General features: G+C 41.9%; 19 protein-coding genes and 2 pseudogenes. 13 read left to right on the top strand and 8 right to left on the bottom strand.

Features of this window, described 5'->3' with window-relative positions; genetic code table 11:
* Window positions 1-17: 17 nt before the first annotated feature.
* On the bottom strand, window positions 18-1010 hold the full coding sequence (locus tag J9B83_RS12990) for an ABC transporter substrate-binding protein (protein WP_072842373.1): 993 nt from the start codon (window positions 1008-1010) through the stop codon (window positions 18-20).
* A gap of 428 nt (window positions 1011-1438) precedes the next feature.
* Between J9B83_RS12990 and J9B83_RS12985 the strand changes: the two genes are divergently transcribed.
* Window positions 1439-1786 (top strand): transposase, encoded by a 348-nt coding sequence (locus J9B83_RS12985; RefSeq protein ID WP_139248953.1) that lies wholly within the window; start codon window positions 1439-1441, stop codon window positions 1784-1786.
* Window positions 1787-1814: 28 nt separating this feature from the next.
* On the opposite strand, the gene J9B83_RS15800 is transcribed toward J9B83_RS12985, so the two are convergent.
* A complete protein-coding gene (locus J9B83_RS15800; RefSeq protein WP_139248955.1) occupies window positions 1815-2294 on the bottom strand; it encodes a hypothetical protein in 480 nt (159 codons plus the stop codon).
* A 110-nt stretch (window positions 2295-2404) separates the two neighbouring features.
* Window positions 2405-2524 (bottom strand): annotated as a pseudogene (locus J9B83_RS15795) (IS5/IS1182 family transposase); the annotation flags it as partial.
* A gap of 444 nt (window positions 2525-2968) precedes the next feature.
* On the opposite strand from J9B83_RS15795, the gene J9B83_RS12975 reads away from it, so the two are divergent.
* From J9B83_RS12975 to J9B83_RS12965, 3 genes are read left to right on the top strand one after another with little or no spacing between them, the layout of a single operon-like run.
* A complete protein-coding gene (locus J9B83_RS12975; protein ID WP_211537286.1) occupies window positions 2969-3754 on the top strand; it encodes a ParA family protein in 786 nt (261 codons plus the stop codon).
* Window positions 3755-3757: 3 nt separating this feature from the next.
* The gene (locus J9B83_RS12970) at window positions 3758-4930 is read left to right on the top strand and encodes a ParB/RepB/Spo0J family partition protein (RefSeq protein WP_211537285.1); all 1173 of its coding nucleotides are present in this window, start codon (window positions 3758-3760) and stop codon (window positions 4928-4930) included.
* An 8-nt stretch (window positions 4931-4938) separates the two neighbouring features.
* Window positions 4939-5217: a helix-turn-helix domain-containing protein gene (locus tag J9B83_RS12965; protein ID WP_211537284.1), complete on the top strand. Its 279-nt coding sequence runs from the start codon at window positions 4939-4941 to the stop codon at window positions 5215-5217.
* Window positions 5218-5614: 397 nt separating this feature from the next.
* On the opposite strand, the gene J9B83_RS12960 is transcribed toward J9B83_RS12965, so the two are convergent.
* A complete protein-coding gene (locus J9B83_RS12960) occupies window positions 5615-5887 on the bottom strand; it encodes a hypothetical protein (protein WP_211537283.1) in 273 nt (90 codons plus the stop codon).
* 973 nt (window positions 5888-6860) lie between these two features.
* Here J9B83_RS12960 and J9B83_RS12955 point away from each other — a divergent pair.
* Both J9B83_RS12955 and J9B83_RS16020 read left to right on the top strand, forming a co-directional pair.
* Entirely contained in the window at window positions 6861-7214 is a 354-nt protein-coding gene (locus J9B83_RS12955) for an EAL domain-containing protein (protein WP_328797740.1), read from the top strand.
* Window positions 7215-7505: 291 nt separating this feature from the next.
* The gene (locus J9B83_RS16020) at window positions 7506-8795 is read left to right on the top strand and encodes a methyl-accepting chemotaxis protein (protein WP_211537282.1); all 1290 of its coding nucleotides are present in this window, start codon (window positions 7506-7508) and stop codon (window positions 8793-8795) included.
* Between the two features lie 398 nt (window positions 8796-9193).
* Here J9B83_RS16020 and J9B83_RS12945 read toward each other — a convergent pair whose 3' ends face one another.
* Window positions 9194-9433: a hypothetical protein gene (locus J9B83_RS12945; protein WP_211537281.1), complete on the bottom strand. Its 240-nt coding sequence runs from the start codon at window positions 9431-9433 to the stop codon at window positions 9194-9196.
* Entirely contained in the window at window positions 9403-10053 is a 651-nt protein-coding gene (locus tag J9B83_RS12940; RefSeq protein WP_211537280.1) for a hypothetical protein, read from the bottom strand. The genes J9B83_RS12945 and J9B83_RS12940 overlap by 31 nt, the downstream gene beginning before the upstream one ends.
* A 173-nt stretch (window positions 10054-10226) precedes the next feature.
* Here J9B83_RS12940 and mobH point away from each other — a divergent pair, with 173 nt between their 5' ends.
* The 7 genes and pseudogenes from mobH (at window position 10227) to J9B83_RS15780 (ending at window position 16965) form a co-directional block, all read left to right on the top strand.
* The gene (gene mobH, locus J9B83_RS12935) at window positions 10227-12602 is read left to right on the top strand and encodes a MobH family relaxase (RefSeq protein ID WP_211537279.1); all 2376 of its coding nucleotides are present in this window, start codon (window positions 10227-10229) and stop codon (window positions 12600-12602) included.
* A 10-nt stretch (window positions 12603-12612) separates the two neighbouring features.
* Window positions 12613-13779 (top strand): annotated as a pseudogene (traD, locus tag J9B83_RS12930) (conjugative transfer system coupling protein TraD); the annotation flags it as partial.
* 35 nt (window positions 13780-13814) lie between these two features.
* Window positions 13815-14327 (top strand): hypothetical protein, encoded by a 513-nt coding sequence (locus tag J9B83_RS12925; RefSeq protein WP_211537278.1) that lies wholly within the window; start codon window positions 13815-13817, stop codon window positions 14325-14327.
* Window positions 14299-14928 (top strand): DUF4400 domain-containing protein, encoded by a 630-nt coding sequence (locus J9B83_RS12920; protein WP_211537277.1) that lies wholly within the window; start codon window positions 14299-14301, stop codon window positions 14926-14928. Before J9B83_RS12925 ends, J9B83_RS12920 begins: the two co-directional genes overlap by 29 nt.
* Before the next feature lie 442 nt (window positions 14929-15370).
* Window positions 15371-15907: a type IV toxin-antitoxin system AbiEi family antitoxin gene (gene abiEi / locus J9B83_RS12915; RefSeq protein WP_072842379.1), complete on the top strand. Its 537-nt coding sequence runs from the start codon at window positions 15371-15373 to the stop codon at window positions 15905-15907.
* Entirely contained in the window at window positions 15897-16817 is a 921-nt protein-coding gene (locus J9B83_RS12910) for a nucleotidyl transferase AbiEii/AbiGii toxin family protein (protein WP_114412844.1), read from the top strand. Before abiEi ends, J9B83_RS12910 begins: the two co-directional genes overlap by 11 nt.
* Window positions 16801-16965: a hypothetical protein gene (locus tag J9B83_RS15780; protein WP_236037295.1), complete on the top strand. Its 165-nt coding sequence runs from the start codon at window positions 16801-16803 to the stop codon at window positions 16963-16965. Before J9B83_RS12910 ends, J9B83_RS15780 begins: the two co-directional genes overlap by 17 nt.
* A gap of 192 nt (window positions 16966-17157) precedes the next feature.
* On the opposite strand, the gene J9B83_RS12900 is transcribed toward J9B83_RS15780, so the two are convergent.
* Window positions 17158-18546 (bottom strand): replication initiation protein, encoded by a 1389-nt coding sequence (locus tag J9B83_RS12900; protein ID WP_072842469.1) that lies wholly within the window; start codon window positions 18544-18546, stop codon window positions 17158-17160.
* A gap of 989 nt (window positions 18547-19535) precedes the next feature.
* Window positions 19536-20213: IS21-like element helper ATPase IstB (istB, locus tag J9B83_RS12895; protein ID WP_211537276.1), on the bottom strand; the 678-nt coding region annotated here is incomplete at its 5' end.

Here is a 20213-nt window from a genome sequence, read left to right as displayed (position 1 = left end):
CCTGACAGACACCCTATTTATATCTTGAAACCCTCCATACTTGACGCGTGAAATAATTCCTCAGGCGTTACTAATCGCTTCGACAAACCTTCCGCGTGATGTTGTGCTAGGAACCGTTCTAGAGTGTGTTTATTCTGATCGAATCCGTACGACCAAAAATCATCACCCATCATCAACTTCGCAGCTCGAAGCTGATCCTCAACAAATGGAAGAGTCACCTTGGTCGCAGACGTATCAGACAAACGTTCGAGAGCAATTGTTTTCGATTTTTCAAACGCTTTGTAAACAGAGAATGGAAGCCATGGATGTTCTTCTACTAATGTTTTTCGAATCCCTAAAAGGTGCATGATTGGGAACAGCTTAGTCTTCTCATACCAAGCTTTCGCTTCAGCCATTGGGTCTTCAAATAAGTACCCTACATTAGGATGTCCCGCTGCAAAACAACTTGGTGCGCGAGGCCCGATCACCGCATCTATCTCACCAGCAGCGAGCATGCCTGATAGGGTTTTACCTTCAGGAATATTGTTAACTTCGACACCATCTGTGAGATTCAGGTTGACTTTTTCAACGCGGCCCGGGTCTTCATAACCTCCACGAACCCACTCGATCTCATTAGGCTTAACTCCATACTCTTCCTCTAAAAAGAGTCGAACCCAAACATTTGCTGTCAATTGGTATTCAGGCACACCGACTCGCTTACCTCTCAGATCCTCTGGTGACTTAATGCCACGATCAGTTCTGATGTAGACCGACGTATGTCGAAAAGCACGAGAAGGAAAAACAGGCACCCCGATGTATGGGCTGTTGTTGTCAGCAGTTTTCACCGTATAGCTACTCATTGAGAGCTCGGTGATATCAAAATCTGCATGCCTGAACGCACGGAAAAAAATCTCTTCCGGATCATGTAGCATAAAAACGGGGTCTACCCCATCAATTTGAACATCTCCGTCTACCAGAGGTCTCATGCGATCGTAGTTACCAACGGCAACAGATAATTTCAATTTACTCATGCTCTTCACACCTTTCGTTATAGTTGTTTTAGTGGGCTCGTCAGTCCAGCGGACTCAGAAACAAATCCGTTACCGCTCTCTCCTGATACCAAGCTCTTCGCATTCCATAATTCTCTGCCGCTTATACTACCAACACAACAAACTTTAAAAGTCGGAATTGTATGCGGCTTTGCTATTTATCCACTTCGTCGCAGCTAAAAGGGCTTAACGAGTAGGACTAGCTTTCACATCTGTATCAGCGTGACTACCTTCTTCATTAGAAAATAATTTAGATATAAAAGTTTAGATATCTAATTTTTTAATCTAGCCCATAAATTTGCGTCAGTCAACAAATATTACTTAGCGTAATAAGGAACCCGCCATATCAGGATAGTTGTCGTGTGAATTGATTCTTTAAATATTGTGCGGTGGACAGAAGTGAGAGCTGTGTGGCGCGTTATTCGAAAGAGCACCGGGAATGGATGGTACGGCAGATGATGCCACCGTTGAACCGCAGTGTGCCGGAGCTGGTCAAGGCGACCGGCATTACCGATGCAACCCTGTATACTTGGCGTAAACAAGCCAGAGCAGCAGGAGCCGTGGTGCCGAGAGGTGGGAAGCAGGCCGATCAATGGTCGAGACAAGACAAGTTTCGTGTGGTGTTGGAGAGTACCGGTCTCAATGAGGCGGAGTACTGTCGGCGCAAGGGTCTGTATGTCGAGAAGATCAAGGCGTGGAGCCAAGCCTATGAGCAGGCCAACACACCGGCCCGGCCAGCCAAAACCCGCCGGAGATGAGACGAGGAGAAAGCGGTCAAGAAGCGGATCAAGCAGCTGGAGAGCGAGTTGCGCCGCAAAGATGCGGCCCTGGCGGAAACCGCAGCGCTTCTGGTGCTGCGAAAAAAAGCCGAGGCGCTCTAGGGGAAGGACGAGGACGAATGATCAGCGCCCCAGATCGCCGTGAATCCGTGCAGTTGATCAACGACGGGCGCACGTCGAGCCCAGGCCTATGCCGAGCTGGGTCTGACTCTGCACACACTGCAACGCTGGCAGCACCGTCCGGAGGATCGGCGCCCCAACGTGCCACGCCCAGTACCGGCCAACAAGCTGAGTCCGGACTAGCGCCGCAGTGTGCTGGAAGTATCCAACCAGGCGGAGTTCGCCAGTCTACCGCCGCATCAGATCGTGGCGCGCCTGGCCGATCGCGGCACCTAGCTGGCTTCGGAGTCGACTTTCTACCGCGTACTGAAGGAAGCCCAGCAACAGCATCCGCGTGGTCGCAGCCGACCACTGGTGAAGCGGACACTGACCACCCATGTGGCCGACAGCCCGAACCAGCTGAGGTGCTGGGACATCACCTGGCTACCAAGCACCGTCAGGGGACACTACTTCTACTGGTACATGATCAAGAACGTCTACAACCGCAAGCTGATCCCACAGCATCAAGTTATCCATTCGAGCCAAGAAAATCTCTTTACGTGTTTTACGACGCTTGTTGTTGAATCCGCTGTCGGCAAAAGTGAGTTGATGCGACATGGTCAATCTCGAAGGTTAAAATGAATTGTCTCATACATAGGACTTATTCGTATCTCCCCTAGGTGTCCCACGGTAAACTCCTATTATTAATAGAGCAGCCTGAGACCGTGCTCTTTTCTTCTTTAAATAGGAGATATCTTTCATCCTGAAATTTAACAGCTAGAAGATTTCTCTGAGTCAGTAAGTCGTTTTATTATAGCTGCATACCTTTGCTGCCGTCCTTGTCATTATCGTGTTAACACAGATTGCCATCTGATTAATTTTCACCCTGCACTAAACAGAAAAAGAACGGATCTTGTTGAATAGATCTTTTCTTTACGTTTTTTCTTTATTTGTAGATCATTAAGCAATTTTTAAGAATCATTAAATGATATACAATACTTCGATGGCTTTCACATGTGAAAGAAAATTAGCCCTCCTAAACTTATAAATGGTGGAGTATATATGGCAAAAGTAATCAGCTTTGCGAATCAAAAAGGAGGAGTGGGCAAAAGCACTATCTGCATCCAGATGGCTTTTTATCTGTCCATCAAAAAGAAGAAAAAAGTCCTAGTTATCGATATGGACGGTCAAGGCAACACTTCTAGCCGGTTGGCTCCAAGAGTTGAGGATGCGGATTATCTTTTCACTCCAATCCTTTCAGGCACAAAAACAGCGGATCTTTTTGGCGATCATGTCGGTGAGATAGAAGTTCTAAAATGTCCTTCAGGTATGGATCTCATTCATGCTACCAAGAACGATCCAGACTTGTTCGAGATAGAAACGGTTCAGCTTGATCAAGCTATGAACCCGGCAAAACACCTCGAAGAATTGTTTCTTAATTACGATTACGTGCTGATAGATTGTCCACCCAGCCTTGGGCGTAAGCTTGTGGCTGCTTTAGTTATGTCAACGCATGTGGTTTGTCCGGTTAAGCTTTCTGGCTTTGCTGTGGACGGCGTTGAAGGTCTTCTCAATACAATCATCGGTATCAAAGAAGGTTACAACAGCTACTTGGAAATACTTGGCATTGTCATTAATGACATGGACAGGTCAATCAACCAAGAACGGGCTTTCAAAGAACTTGAAGACTCTATCCCAGATTTATTATTTAAAAATAAAATTATGCACCGCCCACCCTTAGATTCAGCTATCACAGAGGGGATTCCAGTTTGGGAGCTTCGTTATGGTCATGTGGCCGCAAAAGAAGTTGAAGCAGTGCTGCAAGAAATATTAGAGAGATCGGAGTAATACATGGCTAAGATTGGAAATTTACAGGGTTTATCCGCTTTGGCTAAAGCGGCCTCAAACAAAAAAGCTGAAGATGAAAAATCTATGTTCAGTGCAGAGTTAGCAGATCAAGAGAACAAAAGAGTCATCACGGTTTCACTCGATGATGTTGAGTCAAAAAATCAAGTGCGTAAGCAATTCAGCAACATTGAAGGCTTGGCTGACACAATGAAGGTTGAGGGTCAACAAAGCCCTGTTATTGTCTATCCGAAGAACGACAGTGGTAAGTATGTTATTCAGAAAGGTGAGCGTCGCTGGAGAGCGTTAAGGGTCGCCGGTATAGACCAAATAGACATCATTGTTAACGACAAAGAAATGTCATCTCTGGACGAGGTGGCTGGTGAGCTTATTGAGAATATCCAACGAGAAGATCTAGCCCCAATGGAGATAGCAAATGCTTTAAAAGCGTTTGTAAGCGAAGGCTGGAAGCAAGTAGATATCGCTAAACGCTTGGGTAAAAGTGCTATATTTGTATCGACGCACCTTTCTTTGCTTAAACTACCAGATTGCGTTAAAGATATTTACGAAAAAGGCATCTGTGGTGACACCGAAACGCTAAATAATCTACGTTTACTTTTTGATCTTAACGAAAAGAAATGCAGGGCCATTTGTGCGTCTGCGACAAAAACTGGCATTACTCGTAAACAGAGCCGGGATCTTTTGAATGACGCTAAGCGTGTAAAAGAGGAAGCTAAGAAAGAGAAGGCTACCGAGGTTGATAACCCTGAAGAGGGTAGTACCAATGATAATGTAGCTAACTTTGAGCCTAACGAAGATTTCCATGAGGACTTAAGCGTTGGTGATTCTTTAGAGCAGGAAAATACTGACGATACAATTCACCCAGGCGATGCTGAAAATCAAGCCGATCTTTTAGAAAGTTGCGAAATCGATGAGGATGATGAAATTGACGAGAATGAAGGTAATAGCGAGGCATATAAACTCGTTGATCCCAAAAAACTCGTTCTTTCTGTTAACGTGCTAATTGATGATGATGTTAAGTCAGGTATGTTGTTACTAGATAGAGTTTGTAGCGAACCTAGTTATGTATGGGTAAAAGTGACAGAAAACTTTCAAGAGAAAGACGTTCTTGTATTAGCGTCCGACGTTGAGCTTATAAGCATGAAAGGCTTGAAATAGGAGACAGAATGGAAGTATCGAATGATATAAAGAGAAAGTTCGATATCATAAACGCGCTGTCGAAGGTGGAGAGGCCAACGCTGTCGTACTTGCATCATGAGACTAATATTCCAGAATCTACACTCAAGAGGCAGCTGGCGGCCTTACGTGCGTGTTTTGGTATGAGGATAATGTTTGTTCGTGAGGCTGATGGTAATAGAGGTGCTGTAGGCTATTACATTTTGGCGGATTGGGGCATTATAGATCGTGATGAGTTCTTTAAGTTTTACATAAAATCTATGGTTTAAGGGCGTTCTTATAGCGAGACTAGGGGAGAGTGCTATGTACAGTGTTTATGTTTCGTCTGCATTAATGTTGTTTTATATATTGGCGGTGGCCGTCATTATTTTTAGGCGCAACAAAAAAATTATTAAGAAACATGGAGGTAAAGCTTCGTTTTTGTGCATTGATGGCCTAGTTTATCTAGTGAAAGACGACGAACATGAAACTGTGAATCGCATTATAAATCGACCAGTAAACCACATTGAAGAACCCTGAAAATTGAACTATCCTAGGTCTTGCACGAAATGGCGTAAGCCATATTGATATATTAAGAGTAGCGACATAGTTCTTATAATGTGTGAAATGGCGTAAGCCATACTTGAAGCTCAATCTTTCTCATGTGAAAGATTGAGCTTCAAACCCTCAGATCTCAAATTCCACAACGTATTGACCGTCTGCTACACCTGAAAATCCAGATGTGTAAGAATCTTGAATGTGATGCCTTTTTGTTTTCTTGGGGCCATCATCCGTCAATACTGTTATACCTTCATCTTCCTCTATGCACTCTCTGGCCTTTTGGTCTAACCCTTCCAGCAATACAACCAATATGATTTTATTACTGTCCTTATGGATTATGCTTCCTTTAAAAATCTCGTGATGATTCTTACCTTTCGAGTCTATTATCTGTACAGACATAGCGAAATCCTTCCTCCATCTAAGAAGGCTTTAGTAGTGAGCGCTTGATGAACTTTGGTGTGTTTGGCATTGAAATCGCGATAAATTCCTGTCGTTTCTTCAATGACCAGCTCATAAACTCAACAAGTGCCACATTGTTTCTGTTAGTATTCTCTACTTGCATATCATTTCTCCAGATTTGGTTATGCTAAACGGGGTGTATCGAAGGTCGAAGAGCGATACACCTCTTTTTTTGAGCAATCATCGTATCATAAATTAAACCTAAAAAATCATAAAAAGATGCTATATTTTTTACAAAATAATGCTTATCGGGAAGCCTTACCGATATAGCTGGCTTAGAATTAACTAGATGCGAGGTGTGAAGTGCTTATGGATTGTTGAGGCTTGGGCAAGTGGCCTTTCTCCCCGGATACTATGAGAAGAAAGGCTGCTTAGAATGATTCATTCAGTACGATTTTTTGTCTTTTTGGGCGTAACCGGCTTTTTTTCGGTGTATTTGGGATAATTTGAACACCCCCAAAAAATAAGAGGCTTTTTTGTCGTCCTTTGGTTTTTCTTTCAGCTTTACCATCTGGGCATCTCATTTAGGACACGTCGAGGCATTTTTTGCCTTTCGCTCCGATTTTTTTAAGTCTATAGGCTTGCCACGATTGCCATCAAAAGTTTTTACAGAACTCATTTTTATATCCTCAAAAAACTTTTTGATCCCTTTATTTGTAGGCGTCTAAACCAACCACATTCTTACCAAGCCAAGCCAAGCCAAGAGTGCAGAGTAAAAGGTTTAAGTAAAGGCAACAGATCGGATAAGAATTGAATCTTTCACATGTCTGCTATCTACACCTATCCGTCTCAAAAACTAGACCGCTGGATTGATATTATTCTTAGAGGCCGCGGTGACCACTTTAAAGATACCGACTTCTTCGACCGTAACCAACAGACTCCCCTACATAAGTAGGGGAGTCTGGGCCCTTATGTGTCAACTAACAGTACATTTTCATCACTGACTTTCCTTGGTATTGATGATTTTGGCACGGGTTATTCATCTTTATCCCAATTAAAACAGCTCCCCGTCAATATGCTAAAAATTGATCGTAGCTTTATTATTGAGCTTGAAAGCAATGAAGATGACCAGAAAATTGTAGAGGCCATCATTGCTATGGTACATAAGCTTAATATTAAGACACTTGCGGAAGGTATCGAGACTAGGAAGCAGTGGCAATTGTTGGAAGAGTTCCAATGCGATTTTGGGCAAGGGTATTATGTCAGCAAGCCAATTACCGCAGAAGCCTTTAACCAAGGAAACCTTATCGTACATAGTGAGAAATAGAAAAAATTACTTGATACTTTGGTAGTCTGTTGCAGATCAATCAGATACTTAAATTTACATATATGAAATAATATATCTGTTAGGATTAGTAATGAACTGTGAAGTACGCTATATCATATATTAGTTTTTAGCCATTAAAAAATAATGGTATGGTCCTTACAGTTAAGTATAACAAGGATAGTTGTCATAAAGTCGTGTCTAGTTGCGACACCATCAGAGCATAGGTTTTGATACAACTTTCTTTTGATCAATACGAAACTTAAACTATTTCTACAAGAGAGAATACTAACCATGTTTGGTTTTATGAAGAAGCCTTCCCCGATTACAGATAGTAATGAATTGTCCGATGATAAATTGCTATTGAATGCACTCCTTGATGAAACCGCACTTGTAATTTTTAACAGTGATGGGCACATTCTTGAAGTAAGTCAAAATTTTTCTGACTTTATGGGGTACAACAAGGAAGAACTACTAGGCGTACACCACCGGACATTGGTTGAAGCTGATTATGCATCCTCCCCTGAATACAGCACATTTTGGCGAAACCTTATTGCAGGAAAGTCTGAACGTGACACTTTTAAGTACCTAACGAAAAACAAAAAAATCATTTACGTTGGTGCTCGTTATATACCTATAAAAGATGTTAATGGCAGAGTTTATAGGATTGCAAAACTTGCCTTTGATATTACCGATCAATATCATGCGGCCGAAACGCGTGATGCTGTTTTTACGGCTCTTGACCGTTCTCAAGCAGTGATAGAATTCACGCCAGATGGCACTATCCTTAATGCTAACCAGAACTTTTTGAATGTAATGGGCTATCAGTTAAACGATCTAAAAGGCAAACATCACCGCATTTTCTGTGACGATAGTTTTTATAAGGACAACCCTCTGTTCTGGAAAAAGCTTGCCCAAGGAGAATACCAGTCTGGGCGCTTCTGTAGGGTAAACTCATCTGGAAAAAAAGTCTGGTTAGAAGCAACTTACAATCCAATTTTAAACGAAAATGGTGAAGTTCATAAAGTCATTAAATTTGCGACAGATATATCAGAGCGCGTTAACAGCGCTCTTGATACTGTCCTTTTGGCTACTCAGACCTCTGAAAGCACATCGTCACTTACTGCAACGGCTATGCAAGAATTGCAAAGCAGCGTACAAACCAGCTCACAGATTACCGCGGAAGTTAAAAACACCACAGAGGTTGGACAAGAGTTGAGTAACAACTCTAAAAATATTCAGGAAATTGTCACAATAATACGCTCAATTGCAGAGCAAACAAATTTGTTGGCGCTCAATGCCGCAATAGAGGCTGCAAGAGCAGGAACCTCTGGCAGAGGCTTTGCGGTAGTCGCAGATGAAGTGAGAACGTTAGCAGCAAGAACCTCAACTGCTACATCCGATATAGGAGAAGTAGTCAAAAAAAATGCTGTTCTTATTGAACAGATAGATTCAGGTTTAAGAGAAATAAATGTGACGGCAAGTAAGGGTCAAGAGTCCATAGAGCACGTTTCAGAGGCAATTGAAGGTGTTAACTCAAGTATTAATACCTTGGTAGAAACAGTTGAAACTCTCAAACCATAAAAATGTATTTTTAATCGAATCATTCTTATATAAGAACACATAATTTCTCATAATACTGTCAAAATCAGTGAGGACGATAGGACGTGTTCAGGCTCGAAGGTTAAAAATGAATTGTCGCATGGGAACGACTTGTTCGCATTTTTCCTAAGTTTTATGCACGAGGTACCAGGCTGCATTAATGAATTAAGAGCAATAATATGGCTTTTTAATTGAAGGCTGAAGCCAAAGTCGAAGCTAATGATAAGGCTGAAGCAGAAACCAAGAGTAAAATTCAAGACAAATCATGAGCTTGTTTTATCCTAAGCCTATTGGTAATACAGCTAATAATGTGATGACACTTAGCTTAAGCTAAGTGTCATACCCTTCTATAAGTACTTTGGTAAGGTGTCTATGACAGCTTAAGTCTTCTCTAAATTGCTTCCAGTAAGAGACTCCCAAAAATCAACGGACGACTTAATCTCACTAAAATCATTAGATAGGTTTTTTAAGACACCAGTTATTACACAGGCTGCTTCTTCGCATGACTGTCGAGTAGCGGCTTCTTCCAGCATAATAAGAAGTGAATTGCTCAGTTCTGCCTTTCGCTCCAACTCGCTTTTGTATGTGATTACTTTGTCTGTAGGTTTAATTTTTTGCATGGGTTTACCTTCGTTTTTGGACGTACACTTTCACGAACAATGGCACGTTGATACGGTTCTATAGTTGAGCCGGTACAGAAGCCAACCCAAGCATCTAAGTAGTCGTCATAGTTGTGACCGGGTGACTTACAGCTACCGGAATAGATCTCTGGCAAGCCGCTTTCTCCGCCATTGTTTGTAACGAACATCCAATCGTCTTCATCCATGCCTTTACCTTGATCACAGAAGCGCTCCCAGCGTGAAAGTTCGTATAATGAATACTGCTTAATTGAATGCTTTGTCTGGTTTGTAGCGTTAGAGCTTTTCTTGTCAATGCCATCTATTACAGCCATAAGATCGCTTGGTTCGAACGGGTTCTTTGCGTTGACCTCTGGAATATCACTGTCTTTACTAAGTACTTTTAAATTCCCTTCCCCTAGCACATGGACGTATGCAGGTTGTCTTAATGCAGCACCACCTCGTCCTATGTTTTCCCAAGATAGAGTGGAATCGCGTGAAGTTCTCTTCATTTGTGTTTCTTTGTTCTGAGCTTCTATTGTGTTTATGTGAGTGACAACATCTTTCGAGGCGCACCCCGACACGATGGCCGCACCAATCATTAAAATGGCTATTCGCTTCATTCGGTTTTTCCTATTCAGTCAGGACGTTTTTTTCTACTTAACTAAGTTTAAATTCATTTAAAGCTTATGCCGCAAGCTCTAATTTCCCAATTTGGTTATAAGCGCGTTTTAATTTTTGTCAGTAAATCTGTGAATATTAACCCTTCGATTACTTTCTGTTTTGGAACGATTACATGGCGTTACTGAAGAGCTTCAGATCTATTGCATCCCTATTTTTTCAATCGAACAAACTGAAAGGGAAGCAAACACTGCAAGATGAAGCAGCGGGGTACGATGAAGAGATACCTCGTTATCCTCCTTTCGCCAAAGGTTTGCCGGTTGCTCCCGTTGATAAGGTGTTAGATAGCCAAGGTGAGCTGATAGAACGTATTCGCAATGCACTCGGTTTTAACAAAGATGAGCATGAACGACTAATCATGCCTGTCGTCAAAAGATATGCAGAGTTTGTACATTTGTTACCAGCCTCAGAATCACACCACCATCGAGGTGCTGGAGGGTTGTTTAGACATGGCCTAGAAGTCGCGTTCTGGGCTGCCCAATCTTCAGATGCCGTCATCTTTTCTATGGAAGGGTCGCCTCGCGAAAGACGAAACAATGAACCAAGATGGCATTTAGCTAGTTGCTTCTCTGGTTTGCTTCACGATGTGGGTAAGCCCTTGTCTGATGTCTCTGTAACGAACAATGACGGCTCACTGTCATGGAACCCTTATGCCAACACGCTTTATGGTTGGGCTGAACAGAATGGGGTAGATCGTTATTTTATTCGTTGGCGCGATAACCGTCACAAGAGGCATGAGCAATTTTCCTTACTTGCTATTGAGCGGATACTACCGCCGAACGTTTTAGAGTACCTATCTGAGTCTGGCCCTGAAATTCTTGAGGCCATGCTAGAAGCGATTGCTGGAACCAGTTCTACACAGCCAGTAACTAAAATAATGCTCAAGGCCGATCAAGAAAGTGTCTCTCGTGACATCAAACAAAATCGATTGAACATAGATGAGTTCTCTTACGGTGTTCCAGTTGAACGGTATGTGTTCGATGCCATTCGCCGCTTAATCAAAACGGGGGAGTGGAAGGTCAATGAACCGGGTGGACATGTATGGTTCATGCCTCAAGGCGTGTTTATCACATGGAAGCAGATTAAATCGCTCTATGATCTCATTTCAAAAGACAAAACTCCTGGCATACCTCGTGATCCAGATACGCTTGCAGACATTCTTATTGAAAGGGGCTTTGCTGTACCAAAAGAGCTTGTTTCCAATGAGACAGGTGAGGTTGCAAGTTATCGCTACTGGGAAGTTTGCCCGGATGTTCTTCAAGATGGCCGGAGTCCCTGTTCAATTAAGTTGCTCGCTTTAAAGATTGAGTCGCAAGAGCTTATTTTCACCAGTATGCCACCCTCTACAGTGAGTGGGGCTGTTGGCGATGAAATAACGGATATTCTGGATAAGATCAAAAACAACGACGATGAATCAGGCAACGACGAATCAAGCAACGACGAATCAGGCAACGACGAATCAAGCGACGACGAATCAGGCAACGACGAATCAGGCAACGACGAATCAGGCAACGACGAATCAGGCAACGACGAATCAGGCAACGACGAATCAAGCAACGACGAATCAGGCAACGACGAATCAAGCGACGACGAATCAAGCGACGATGAATCAAGCGACGACGAATCAAGCGACGACTGCTTTGAAACTCTAATTCTCACATGCGAAATCGACGAAGAATCTACTGACAGCGCAAAGCCAAGCGAGATGAGTCAAAACGACGATGACAATGGCAATGACGATGATGATTTTGGTCTGGATTTTCCCGCTGAAGGATTTGGAGTTAAAGAGACCTCTGGCTCGTCTAATGCAGACACGAAGAAAAAAGAACCGCCCAATAAGCCTTCTGCCGCTCATGAAGATAAAGCAAAACCCCGGGAGGAAAAGCCTTCATCTAACTTAGATCTTGCCGACCCCGACGATCCAAGTGTATCGGAAGATACAGAATTTGAAATAGATCAGAATCAGGGTATAGAAGAAGCAAAAGCGGAATTAATCACCAAACTCGATAAATATTCTGACGCGGCAAGCGATTTAGTGAAGAAAGCGGTGCTTCCTCTCTTAGATAGAGAAGAGACGCTTGGTGATGTTTTGTTTGTCATGAATGACCAATTAGCCATACTTTATCCCGATGGTGCAAAAAAGTTGGGAGAATCATCTGAAGTGCTGGCTTCTTTATGGAGTACAGCCTTGGTATCTGGCGATCCGGTCATGCCGAATAAGAAAATTCAAAGCTTTAGAGGCGTTAAGGATGTTGTTCTTATCCCAGAAATTTCATCAATGATTTTAAATGCCATCTCTTCAGACAGTGACGCTAATGCTAATGACTATTTACCAATGAAAGATCAAATCGATGCTGTCAGTAAGAAGAAAACAAGCGGAACAACAAGTAAAGAAAAAGCAGTAAAGTCAAACCCAAAGCCAAAATCTCAACCGGCTGCATGGCAGGAGCAAAACAAAACTCCAGCAAGACCGCTAGTTAAAAGAGCTTGAAAAGTATGTTTCTTTCCATCCAGCGCTCCCTGATGAATCTATTCGCATCGACCCTCTTAGATACTTTACGCGAGTCACTGAAATAGCGAGTCGTCTTGCAGCTTTAATACCTTCAGAAGCCGGTGCAAATTCATTTAAGAGCTTTACATGGCAGGCCCTTAACAACATTGCTCAAGGGTTGGTGATGACGTACCAAAGACCAAATTTAACGCTGCTTCGTCGATTTTTGGAAGGTGGCCCGGCAGGTTTAGTGATCAAAGCCGTAGAAGCCTATGCAGAAAAAAATCTTCAGGATTGGGAAGCTTTAGCGCAGCCTTACAAAGACAAGGCCAAAAACGGTCACAGAGAAAAGCAGGCGTTCGCTCTGTTGCGATTTTATTATGATGTCATTCAGCCGGACTACCCAAGCTCTGAACTTGAAGGTCTGTTAAGTATGTTTCAGCACGACGCCACCCACTTTTCAAAGATGGTTTCAAATCTACTGCCAATAATGAATATGCTGACATCGGGAGAGTTAGGCAAGATGCTTTCTCCTGACGCTACAGACCTCGACGACCTACGCGGCATAACAGATACAGCAAAAATCATAAACAACGGCCAAGTTGCTTACATTGGCCTCGATTCACTCACGGATAGCATGGTTGGTAGTGCTATCGGCTCAATAATGCTGTCAGATCTCACCGCCGTTGCGGGTGATCGGTACAATTTTGCAGTGAACAATAGAGTCGTGAATATATTTGTAGATGAGGCGGCTGAAGTGATAAACGATCCCTTTATTCAGCTGCTAAACAAAGGTCGTGGTGCAAAGCTTCGCCTTTTTGTTGCAACGCAAACTTTTTCAGATTTCTCAGCCAGAATGGGCAGCAAAGACAAAGCCATTCAGGTTCTAGGGAACCTCAACAACAAATTTGCTTTGCGTGTGCTTGATACAGAAACACAAGAATACATAACCAGTAACTTGCCTAAAACTAGGGTGAAGTACGTCATGAGAACGCAAGGGCAAAATACACATGGAGACGAACCGGCTATGCACGGTGGCAACCAAGGAGAGCGTCTAATGGAAGAGGAATCCGATCTAATACAGCCTCAACTGCTCGGTATGCTGCCAAATTTAGAGTTTTTCGCAACCATTTCAGGCGGAAGGCTGATAAAAGGTCGCCTACCAATTTTAGAGTAATAAGTAAAAATATAAACCGTGCTATAGGAGGAATGATGTACAAAAGCCCTTATTACCAAGTGACCTACGGACTTAAATCCAGATCTAAAGGAAAGAAAAATACCGAACTACTATCGCTATTACAATTTGATTGGCCTGTTTCTCGATACATTTTAGAAAAAATAAGTGAGTGTTTTTCTTGCGAATCTAATCTTGAGGATGAACAGATATATCAAATAATAGAAAAGGCACTGTCTCGATATGGCGAGACTGTCTATTTTAAAAACGGAGAGAAGATGCCAGATCCTATGAGGTTTGCTGTTTTCTTAGAATCCTTGATTTCGGAAGCGGCATCGACATTAGGAATTGATGTGTTGGCAAAAAGTTATATCGAAGTTAACGCCATCACAGATCTGGTGGTTATAAGCAAAGAAGGGGACTCTTCCCCCGGTGAGGATACCAATAAAGAAATGATTCGAGACTCGCTGTTTAATCTCATAACCAGCCATAAAGTAAAAAATGTATTAAGGAGAGCTAAGTATGAAAATACCCTTATGGCTGATAGTTAGCATACTCGTTATTGAGCTTGGCGCGGTGTTGCTGCTTGTACCCGGTAGTTTTACCAAAGACGCAATACAAAAAGAAAGCGCGTATGTCGAGTCAAGTCTTGGCCCTGAAACAAGTGAATGGATAAACAATAAAGCTGACAGTTGGCATAAACTCATCATGATCGACTCTGGTATAGAAAGAGGAATCTACCGAACATTTATTCCTACAGAAAAGGCGCGAAAGGAATCAAGAGGCATGGAGGAGATGGGTCAGTTCTGGTTTGATTGGATCAAGGGCAGAATAAACACATTATCTGAAGTGGTTTACCAATTTCTAGCAAGAATTGCTTTACTTGTTGTTTGGTCGCCTTACATGCTGATACTTCTTGTCCCAGCTGTCTACGATGGCTTAATGACATGGCGAATCAAAAGAACAAACTTTGATTATGCTTCGCCTATAATTCACAGGTATGGCGTTAGATCGATAGGTTACTTGTTTCTCGCTTTCTGCGTTGTTTCTTTTTCTCCCTTCGCCGTAAGCCCTCTTGTTATACCTGTTGTTATGATGATTACCTGCATACTCATCGGTTTTGCCATTGGCAATTTTCAAAAAAGAGTTTAATTGTTTATGGGTGGTCAATTCTGACCGCCCGAAATCTTTCACATGTGAAAGAGGACAAGAAAGGCATTAATGGTTTTTTAAAGCTAGGCTCTCGATCTACTTTTAACTTAACTATTTCGAATCGATCACACAGTATCTTTCACATGTGAAAGAGATCAAGGCGGACAATAGAAATATATAACTCAATCGACAGTCCTAAAGCCATTGATGGGCTATGCAATATTGTCGCGTACGATCTTAAAAAAGAACTGTGTAGAGAACAGTTTTTTGTGGTCGACCGTACGATTAATTCAAACTAACCAAGTCCTTTCAATCCCTCCTAGCAGTCAAGTTAACAAATTTGACATCTTTAAGTGTCATTATTGTAATCTTGTGTCCTACCGAAATTAAGTCTACAATTATGACATCTTTAAATGTCATTTTTGCTAACTAGAGGTGTATTGTGAAAAAGTCTGAGGCAATTAAAAAGCTCTTAGAATATGACAAGCGTAGTCGCTGTGTTTTTACTAATTCAGATCTAGCCAAAATTTTTCATCAAGATAATGATCGAACTTTGCGCGCTGGAATTAAACGTTTGCAAGAAGATGGCTTACTCATCCGAATGATTAATGGTGTGTACTTATTCAATTTAGCGCAGTCGAAAGGCAGTGATACGTTGGAGCAAATTGCTAAAACTATTCGACGTGGGGAATATAACTACATTAGCCTGGAGTCAGCACTTTCTGATTTCGGTGTTATTTCGCAAATTCCAGTAGATCGCTTAACGGTTATGACAACGGGGCGTTCCGGTGAATTCAAAACACCTTTGGGTACAATTGAATTTACGCATACGAAACGAGATCCAATGGATATTATAGAAAATACCAGTTTAGTCGGCAGACCACTTAGGTTAGCAACGAAACAAACGGCATACAGAGACTTAAAACGAGTTGGTCGAAATACACATTTAGTAAGCAAGGATGGGCTATATGAAAATTGATCAAGAAAATTTCGCGCTATTGGTGAATAAAGCAATGAAGGTTGAAAATGTATCTCATATGCGTTCAGTGATAGAGAAAGAGCTCTTACACTACGATATTTTATTTGCGCTAGAGAAGGGTGGACTTTTAGACAAACTAACTTTTCAAGGTGGCACGTCGTTACGACTTTGTTATGGAGGCAATCGTTTAAGCGAAGATCTTGATTTTGTTGGCGGGAAGGATTTCAGCTCAGCAATATTGGCAGACATGAAACATTGTATAGAAAAGTACACTGGCGAACGATACGGGCTTGAAGTGACAGTAAAAGAACCAAAGGATCTAAAGCAAGATCCTAAATATTCTGAATTGAGCATTGATAAGTGGCAAATAGCGGTAGTGACTTCTCCTGAGAGAAAAGATTTACCAAAACAAAAAATCAAGGTAGAAGTGGCAAACATTCCAGCCTATACAAGAGAGCCGCAACCTCTTCAAATAAACTATGATTTTTTGCCTGATGGGTACAGTGATACGCTAATTTTGACAGAAAGCTTGGATGAAGTCATGGCGGATAAAATCATTTCTTTACCTGCCACAACAAGGTATGTCCGCCACCGAGATATATGGGATTTAGCTTGGTTACAGCAACAAGGCGCGACACTCAATATGGACTTAGTTAAGAAAAAGGCGTCAGATTATAAACTTGAACACTTCAACAAAATGTTAGAAAACTTTCTCGAACGACTTCCTGATATTGTGTCTAGTGAAGCATTCATTGCAGAAATGAAACGTTTCTTACCAACAGATGTATTTGATAGAACCCTAGCTCAGGATAAGTTTCAAGTTTACCTGCAAAATAATTTGGCGAAACTATTTAAAACTGTGAGTAACGAATTTCTAGGCAACGTTACTAATAATGAATTTAGAATGTAAAAAATTGGGTCCACAAAGCAGTGACTTTGTAGACCCAAATCTTTTAAGTGCCTTGGGTATCACCACAGCCCTAGCCCTAGACCTAGACCTAGACCTAGACCTAGACCTAGCCAATATCTCTCCTAGAGTCATCAGAGGTCAGTTTTAAGTGGTTTTATTGTGAACCGTCAGAGAGCTCAATAGCGATTCGTGCATTGAACTTGAAGCGATCCCACCAACTAAGAAACAAACCGTTTGTAGACGCTCATTTGGCGTAAAAGTAACGAAATTTGAATTGTTACATGAAGCCATTAGTGAACTACTCGTGGCTAAAGCCGACGAGTATGCGGCATATATTTGATCAAAACGCCCAATCTGTATTTAAAAGATTAGTAAGCTCCGCATTTACTGCGTCACGATCTGCTTTAGCATTAACTGTTTTTACCTGTATAGCTGGAGCTGGAATATTCCCAGACAATGAAGCGGCGTAGTATTGTGCAAAGCGAACAGCTACTGCGCCTTGGTCGAAGCGGTGTTGAAGAAAGTCCCTTTGCTCCTCGGACTCCAAGCTCGGCCAAATAGGCATAAGTTGCTCCTCCAAAAAACGTTTCTTATGGACGTCTGTCTCCGTTGACACTTTAAGCAAATCAACCAAATCAGCACCAGTATCTGAATTCGCATAATCCTCTTCAATGGCTTTATTAAGCCATCCAGCGGCATTCTTAATTTTTGTGGCACTGTCCTCTGCGGAAAGGAGCTTCATATTGGAGAGACAGCGTGTTACGCCATAGGTGGCTATTAACCTGTCGGAAACAGAGGACTTGAAGAAAAGATTAAGCTGACGCTTAACAGACAATCGAACTTCGTTTTCCCCCTCTATCGGAACAAGCGAGCCTTTAACTATTTTAGTTGGGTGATAACCAAACTTCGTCGTTATAGTGAATACGATTGTTTTCACCTTGGCCGTTGATTTTGGCGTGAGGCGATCTGGAAAACTGTACTTCACATCAATGTCAGTAGTGTTTAAATCATCTACAGCAGGTTGAAGTACCCTTGTATGGAAATTGCTAAAACGAGGATATTTATCACCCAGTTCAAGCACTTCACGCAATTTATCATAGCTAAGCGGCAGACTAATACTGAAGTTCCCTTTCTTTACCTTCTCTAGCGAATAAATACTCCTCAGTAACTCATACAATCTAATACCATATTGTGACTCCATCCCTTGGACATGATGTAAATGGTATTTAGTAAAATGGCCTTTGAGATTGATAAGATAAGGTTCCAGTTCGGGGTGAAAGCTAAAAGAAGCAATTTTTTCTTTATCATCCCATTTTGATTTATAAAAGAGGTTCACTTTCTCAAACGATTTTCCGTCGTCGATCTGTTTTCCATCTTTGTCTTTCATTGGCAACCTAATAATCTGGCTTTGTAGGTTGGTTGTTATCTCATCAATATGTCGATGAAGATTTCCAATTGACGACACACCCAAGTTTTCAAGATCGGCCTTCGTAAAATTCCACTGGTTTTGCTTTTTGAAAGGTTCAAGAGGATTTATTAGCGCAATCAGTGCGTTCACAATTTTCAGTTCAACCTTCGACAGATCAAATCTTCCCCACACTAGAGCATTATCCTTATAAATGACTAAGTCATTCTTTAAAGCTAACTCGGGGGTAACGTTTTTAACACAATCAATTTCGGTGCCGTCATGCTCTAGTGTGCCTTCAAGAACTTCGTTTTCGCCTATCATAAAAACCTACACCTGATTAGCTTCTCTTTGATGTCAAAAAGTTGCTACATAAAGCCAGTGACTCAGCCAAAAAAAGGCATTTTGCCCTTTCACATTGATAAAAATGTAGTCCTTACGACCGCAAAGCCTAAAAGTTGCTACATAAAGCCAGTGATTTAACCAAAAAATAGAGCCATGGCTCTTTTTACTGATCAAACGTAGCAACTTTAGACCATAAAATCTATAAGTTGCTACATAAAGTCAGCGCTTAACCCTAAAGTTACTACAAAATGTCACTTCAATCACTCAAAAGGCCACTTTTCAATGATCTTCCGTAGCAACTTACTGGTTAAACGTAGCAAAACAGAGCTGTTTGCTGGCTTTATGTAGCAACTTACTAACCAAACGTAGCAATTTACTGATTTTATGTAGCAACCTGCTGCCCAAATGTAGCAACCTACTAGCTTTATGTAGCAACTTACTGGCTTTATGTAGCAACTTCTTGAACTATGTTCATATAAATCAATAAGTTATCCACATCTAAACAAGTATAAACAAGGTAAACAAGAATAAATAAATAAACATGCCTGTGGATAGAATGACTTTTATTAAAAAGTGCTTTAATCCCTCCGCCTCTCTCTCCAACTTTAGGTCAAAAATTCGCATCGATTCAGAATCGAAACAGAAATTCATTCTGATTGCCAAGAATCTTTCACATGCGAAAAGTTTTTATTTTAGCTCAGTGCTTTGTCTACCTCTGATTCTTTTCTAATTGAGTACCTGAAAATGCTGTAACTGCCCAAAAAAGACCATAACGCATTAGATGCAGAACTTTGCCTAAAGCAAAATAAGAAGAAACTAATTAAAAGTAAGTTTTATGAAACCTGTTCGTATTCCAGAGCGAGTAGATAGGCCGCCACACTTGCTTTTGTGCGTATTCCGGTGATTGCGAACGCTTGTTTCGGTTTATTCCGAACACTTGAACCAGCACTTTTTCTCTTTCCCTATTTTTACTCTAAGTGTTCGGATTGCGCCAGTTTTCTCATTGATTCACCTCCCAGTTCTATCCTATGACTATTGTGTACCAATCTATCCATTAAGGCGTCTGCCACTGTGGCGTTACCAATCATGTTGTACCACTCCTTCACGGGAAGTTGGCTGATGACGATGGTGCTGCTATTTTGATAACGATCTTCAAGCACTTCTAATAGGTGTCCTGCCTGCTCTTGGGTCAGTTTTTCCATACCCCAGTCATCGAGGATCAATAAGGTTTTCTTAGCCAGCGACTGGAGTTGTTTTTGATAGGAACCATCCAATCGACCTGCACTCAGGTCGTCGAGAAGGCGGGTTAACCGATAGTATCTAACAGCGTGTTGTTGATCGCAGGCGCTGGTCGCCAGTGCACAACCAAGATACGTTTTACCTGCCCCTGTTGGGCCAGTGATTAAGATGTTCTGGTGTTTGTACAGATAACGGCCCGTTAGTAACTCACTCATCTGCTTACGATGAAGGTTTCGTGTTTCTTTGTAGACAAGTTGACTGGGTTGAGCATCCAGCCTGAGTTTTGCTTGTCGCTTTAAACGCTGGATCTTGGTTTGGTTACGGTTCAAGATTTCACTTTCTAGCAGCAGACTTAATCGTTCTTCGAAGTCCAGCTCTGCATAGGTAGTCAGTTGCTCTTGTTGCTG

It is taken from the genome of Marinomonas vulgaris (assembly GCF_018145875.1).
In the GTDB taxonomy this organism is placed as follows: domain Bacteria; phylum Pseudomonadota; class Gammaproteobacteria; order Pseudomonadales; family Marinomonadaceae; genus Marinomonas; species Marinomonas vulgaris.
The sequence above is the reverse complement of the archived record's forward strand: the minus strand, read 5'-3'. Positions and strand labels throughout refer to the sequence as shown.

Bases quoted from the DNA above. Each gene is read 5' to 3' on its own strand.
- J9B83_RS12990 (WP_072842373.1), bottom strand. From the start codon at position 1,010: ATGAGTAAATTGAAATTATCTGTTGCCGTTGGTAACTACGATCGCATG.
- J9B83_RS12975 (WP_211537286.1), top strand. From the start codon at position 2,969: ATGGCAAAAGTAATCAGCTTTGCGAATCAAAAAGGAGGAGTGGGCAAA.
- J9B83_RS12970 (WP_211537285.1), top strand. From the start codon at position 3,758: ATGGCTAAGATTGGAAATTTACAGGGTTTATCCGCTTTGGCTAAAGCG.
- J9B83_RS12965 (WP_211537284.1), top strand. From the start codon at position 4,939: ATGGAAGTATCGAATGATATAAAGAGAAAGTTCGATATCATAAACGCG.
- J9B83_RS12960 (WP_211537283.1), bottom strand. From the start codon at position 5,887: ATGTCTGTACAGATAATAGACTCGAAAGGTAAGAATCATCACGAGATT.
- J9B83_RS16020 (WP_211537282.1), top strand. From the start codon at position 7,506: ATGTTTGGTTTTATGAAGAAGCCTTCCCCGATTACAGATAGTAATGAA.
- J9B83_RS12945 (WP_211537281.1), bottom strand. From the start codon at position 9,433: ATGCAAAAAATTAAACCTACAGACAAAGTAATCACATACAAAAGCGAG.
- J9B83_RS12940 (WP_211537280.1), bottom strand. From the start codon at position 10,053: ATGAAGCGAATAGCCATTTTAATGATTGGTGCGGCCATCGTGTCGGGG.
- mobH (WP_211537279.1), top strand. From the start codon at position 10,227: ATGGCGTTACTGAAGAGCTTCAGATCTATTGCATCCCTATTTTTTCAA.
- J9B83_RS12925 (WP_211537278.1), top strand. From the start codon at position 13,815: ATGTACAAAAGCCCTTATTACCAAGTGACCTACGGACTTAAATCCAGA.
- J9B83_RS12920 (WP_211537277.1), top strand. From the start codon at position 14,299: ATGAAAATACCCTTATGGCTGATAGTTAGCATACTCGTTATTGAGCTT.
- J9B83_RS12910 (WP_114412844.1), top strand. From the start codon at position 15,897: ATGAAAATTGATCAAGAAAATTTCGCGCTATTGGTGAATAAAGCAATG.
- J9B83_RS15780 (WP_236037295.1), top strand. From the start codon at position 16,801: ATGAATTTAGAATGTAAAAAATTGGGTCCACAAAGCAGTGACTTTGTA.
- J9B83_RS12900 (WP_072842469.1), bottom strand. From the start codon at position 18,546: ATGATAGGCGAAAACGAAGTTCTTGAAGGCACACTAGAGCATGACGGC.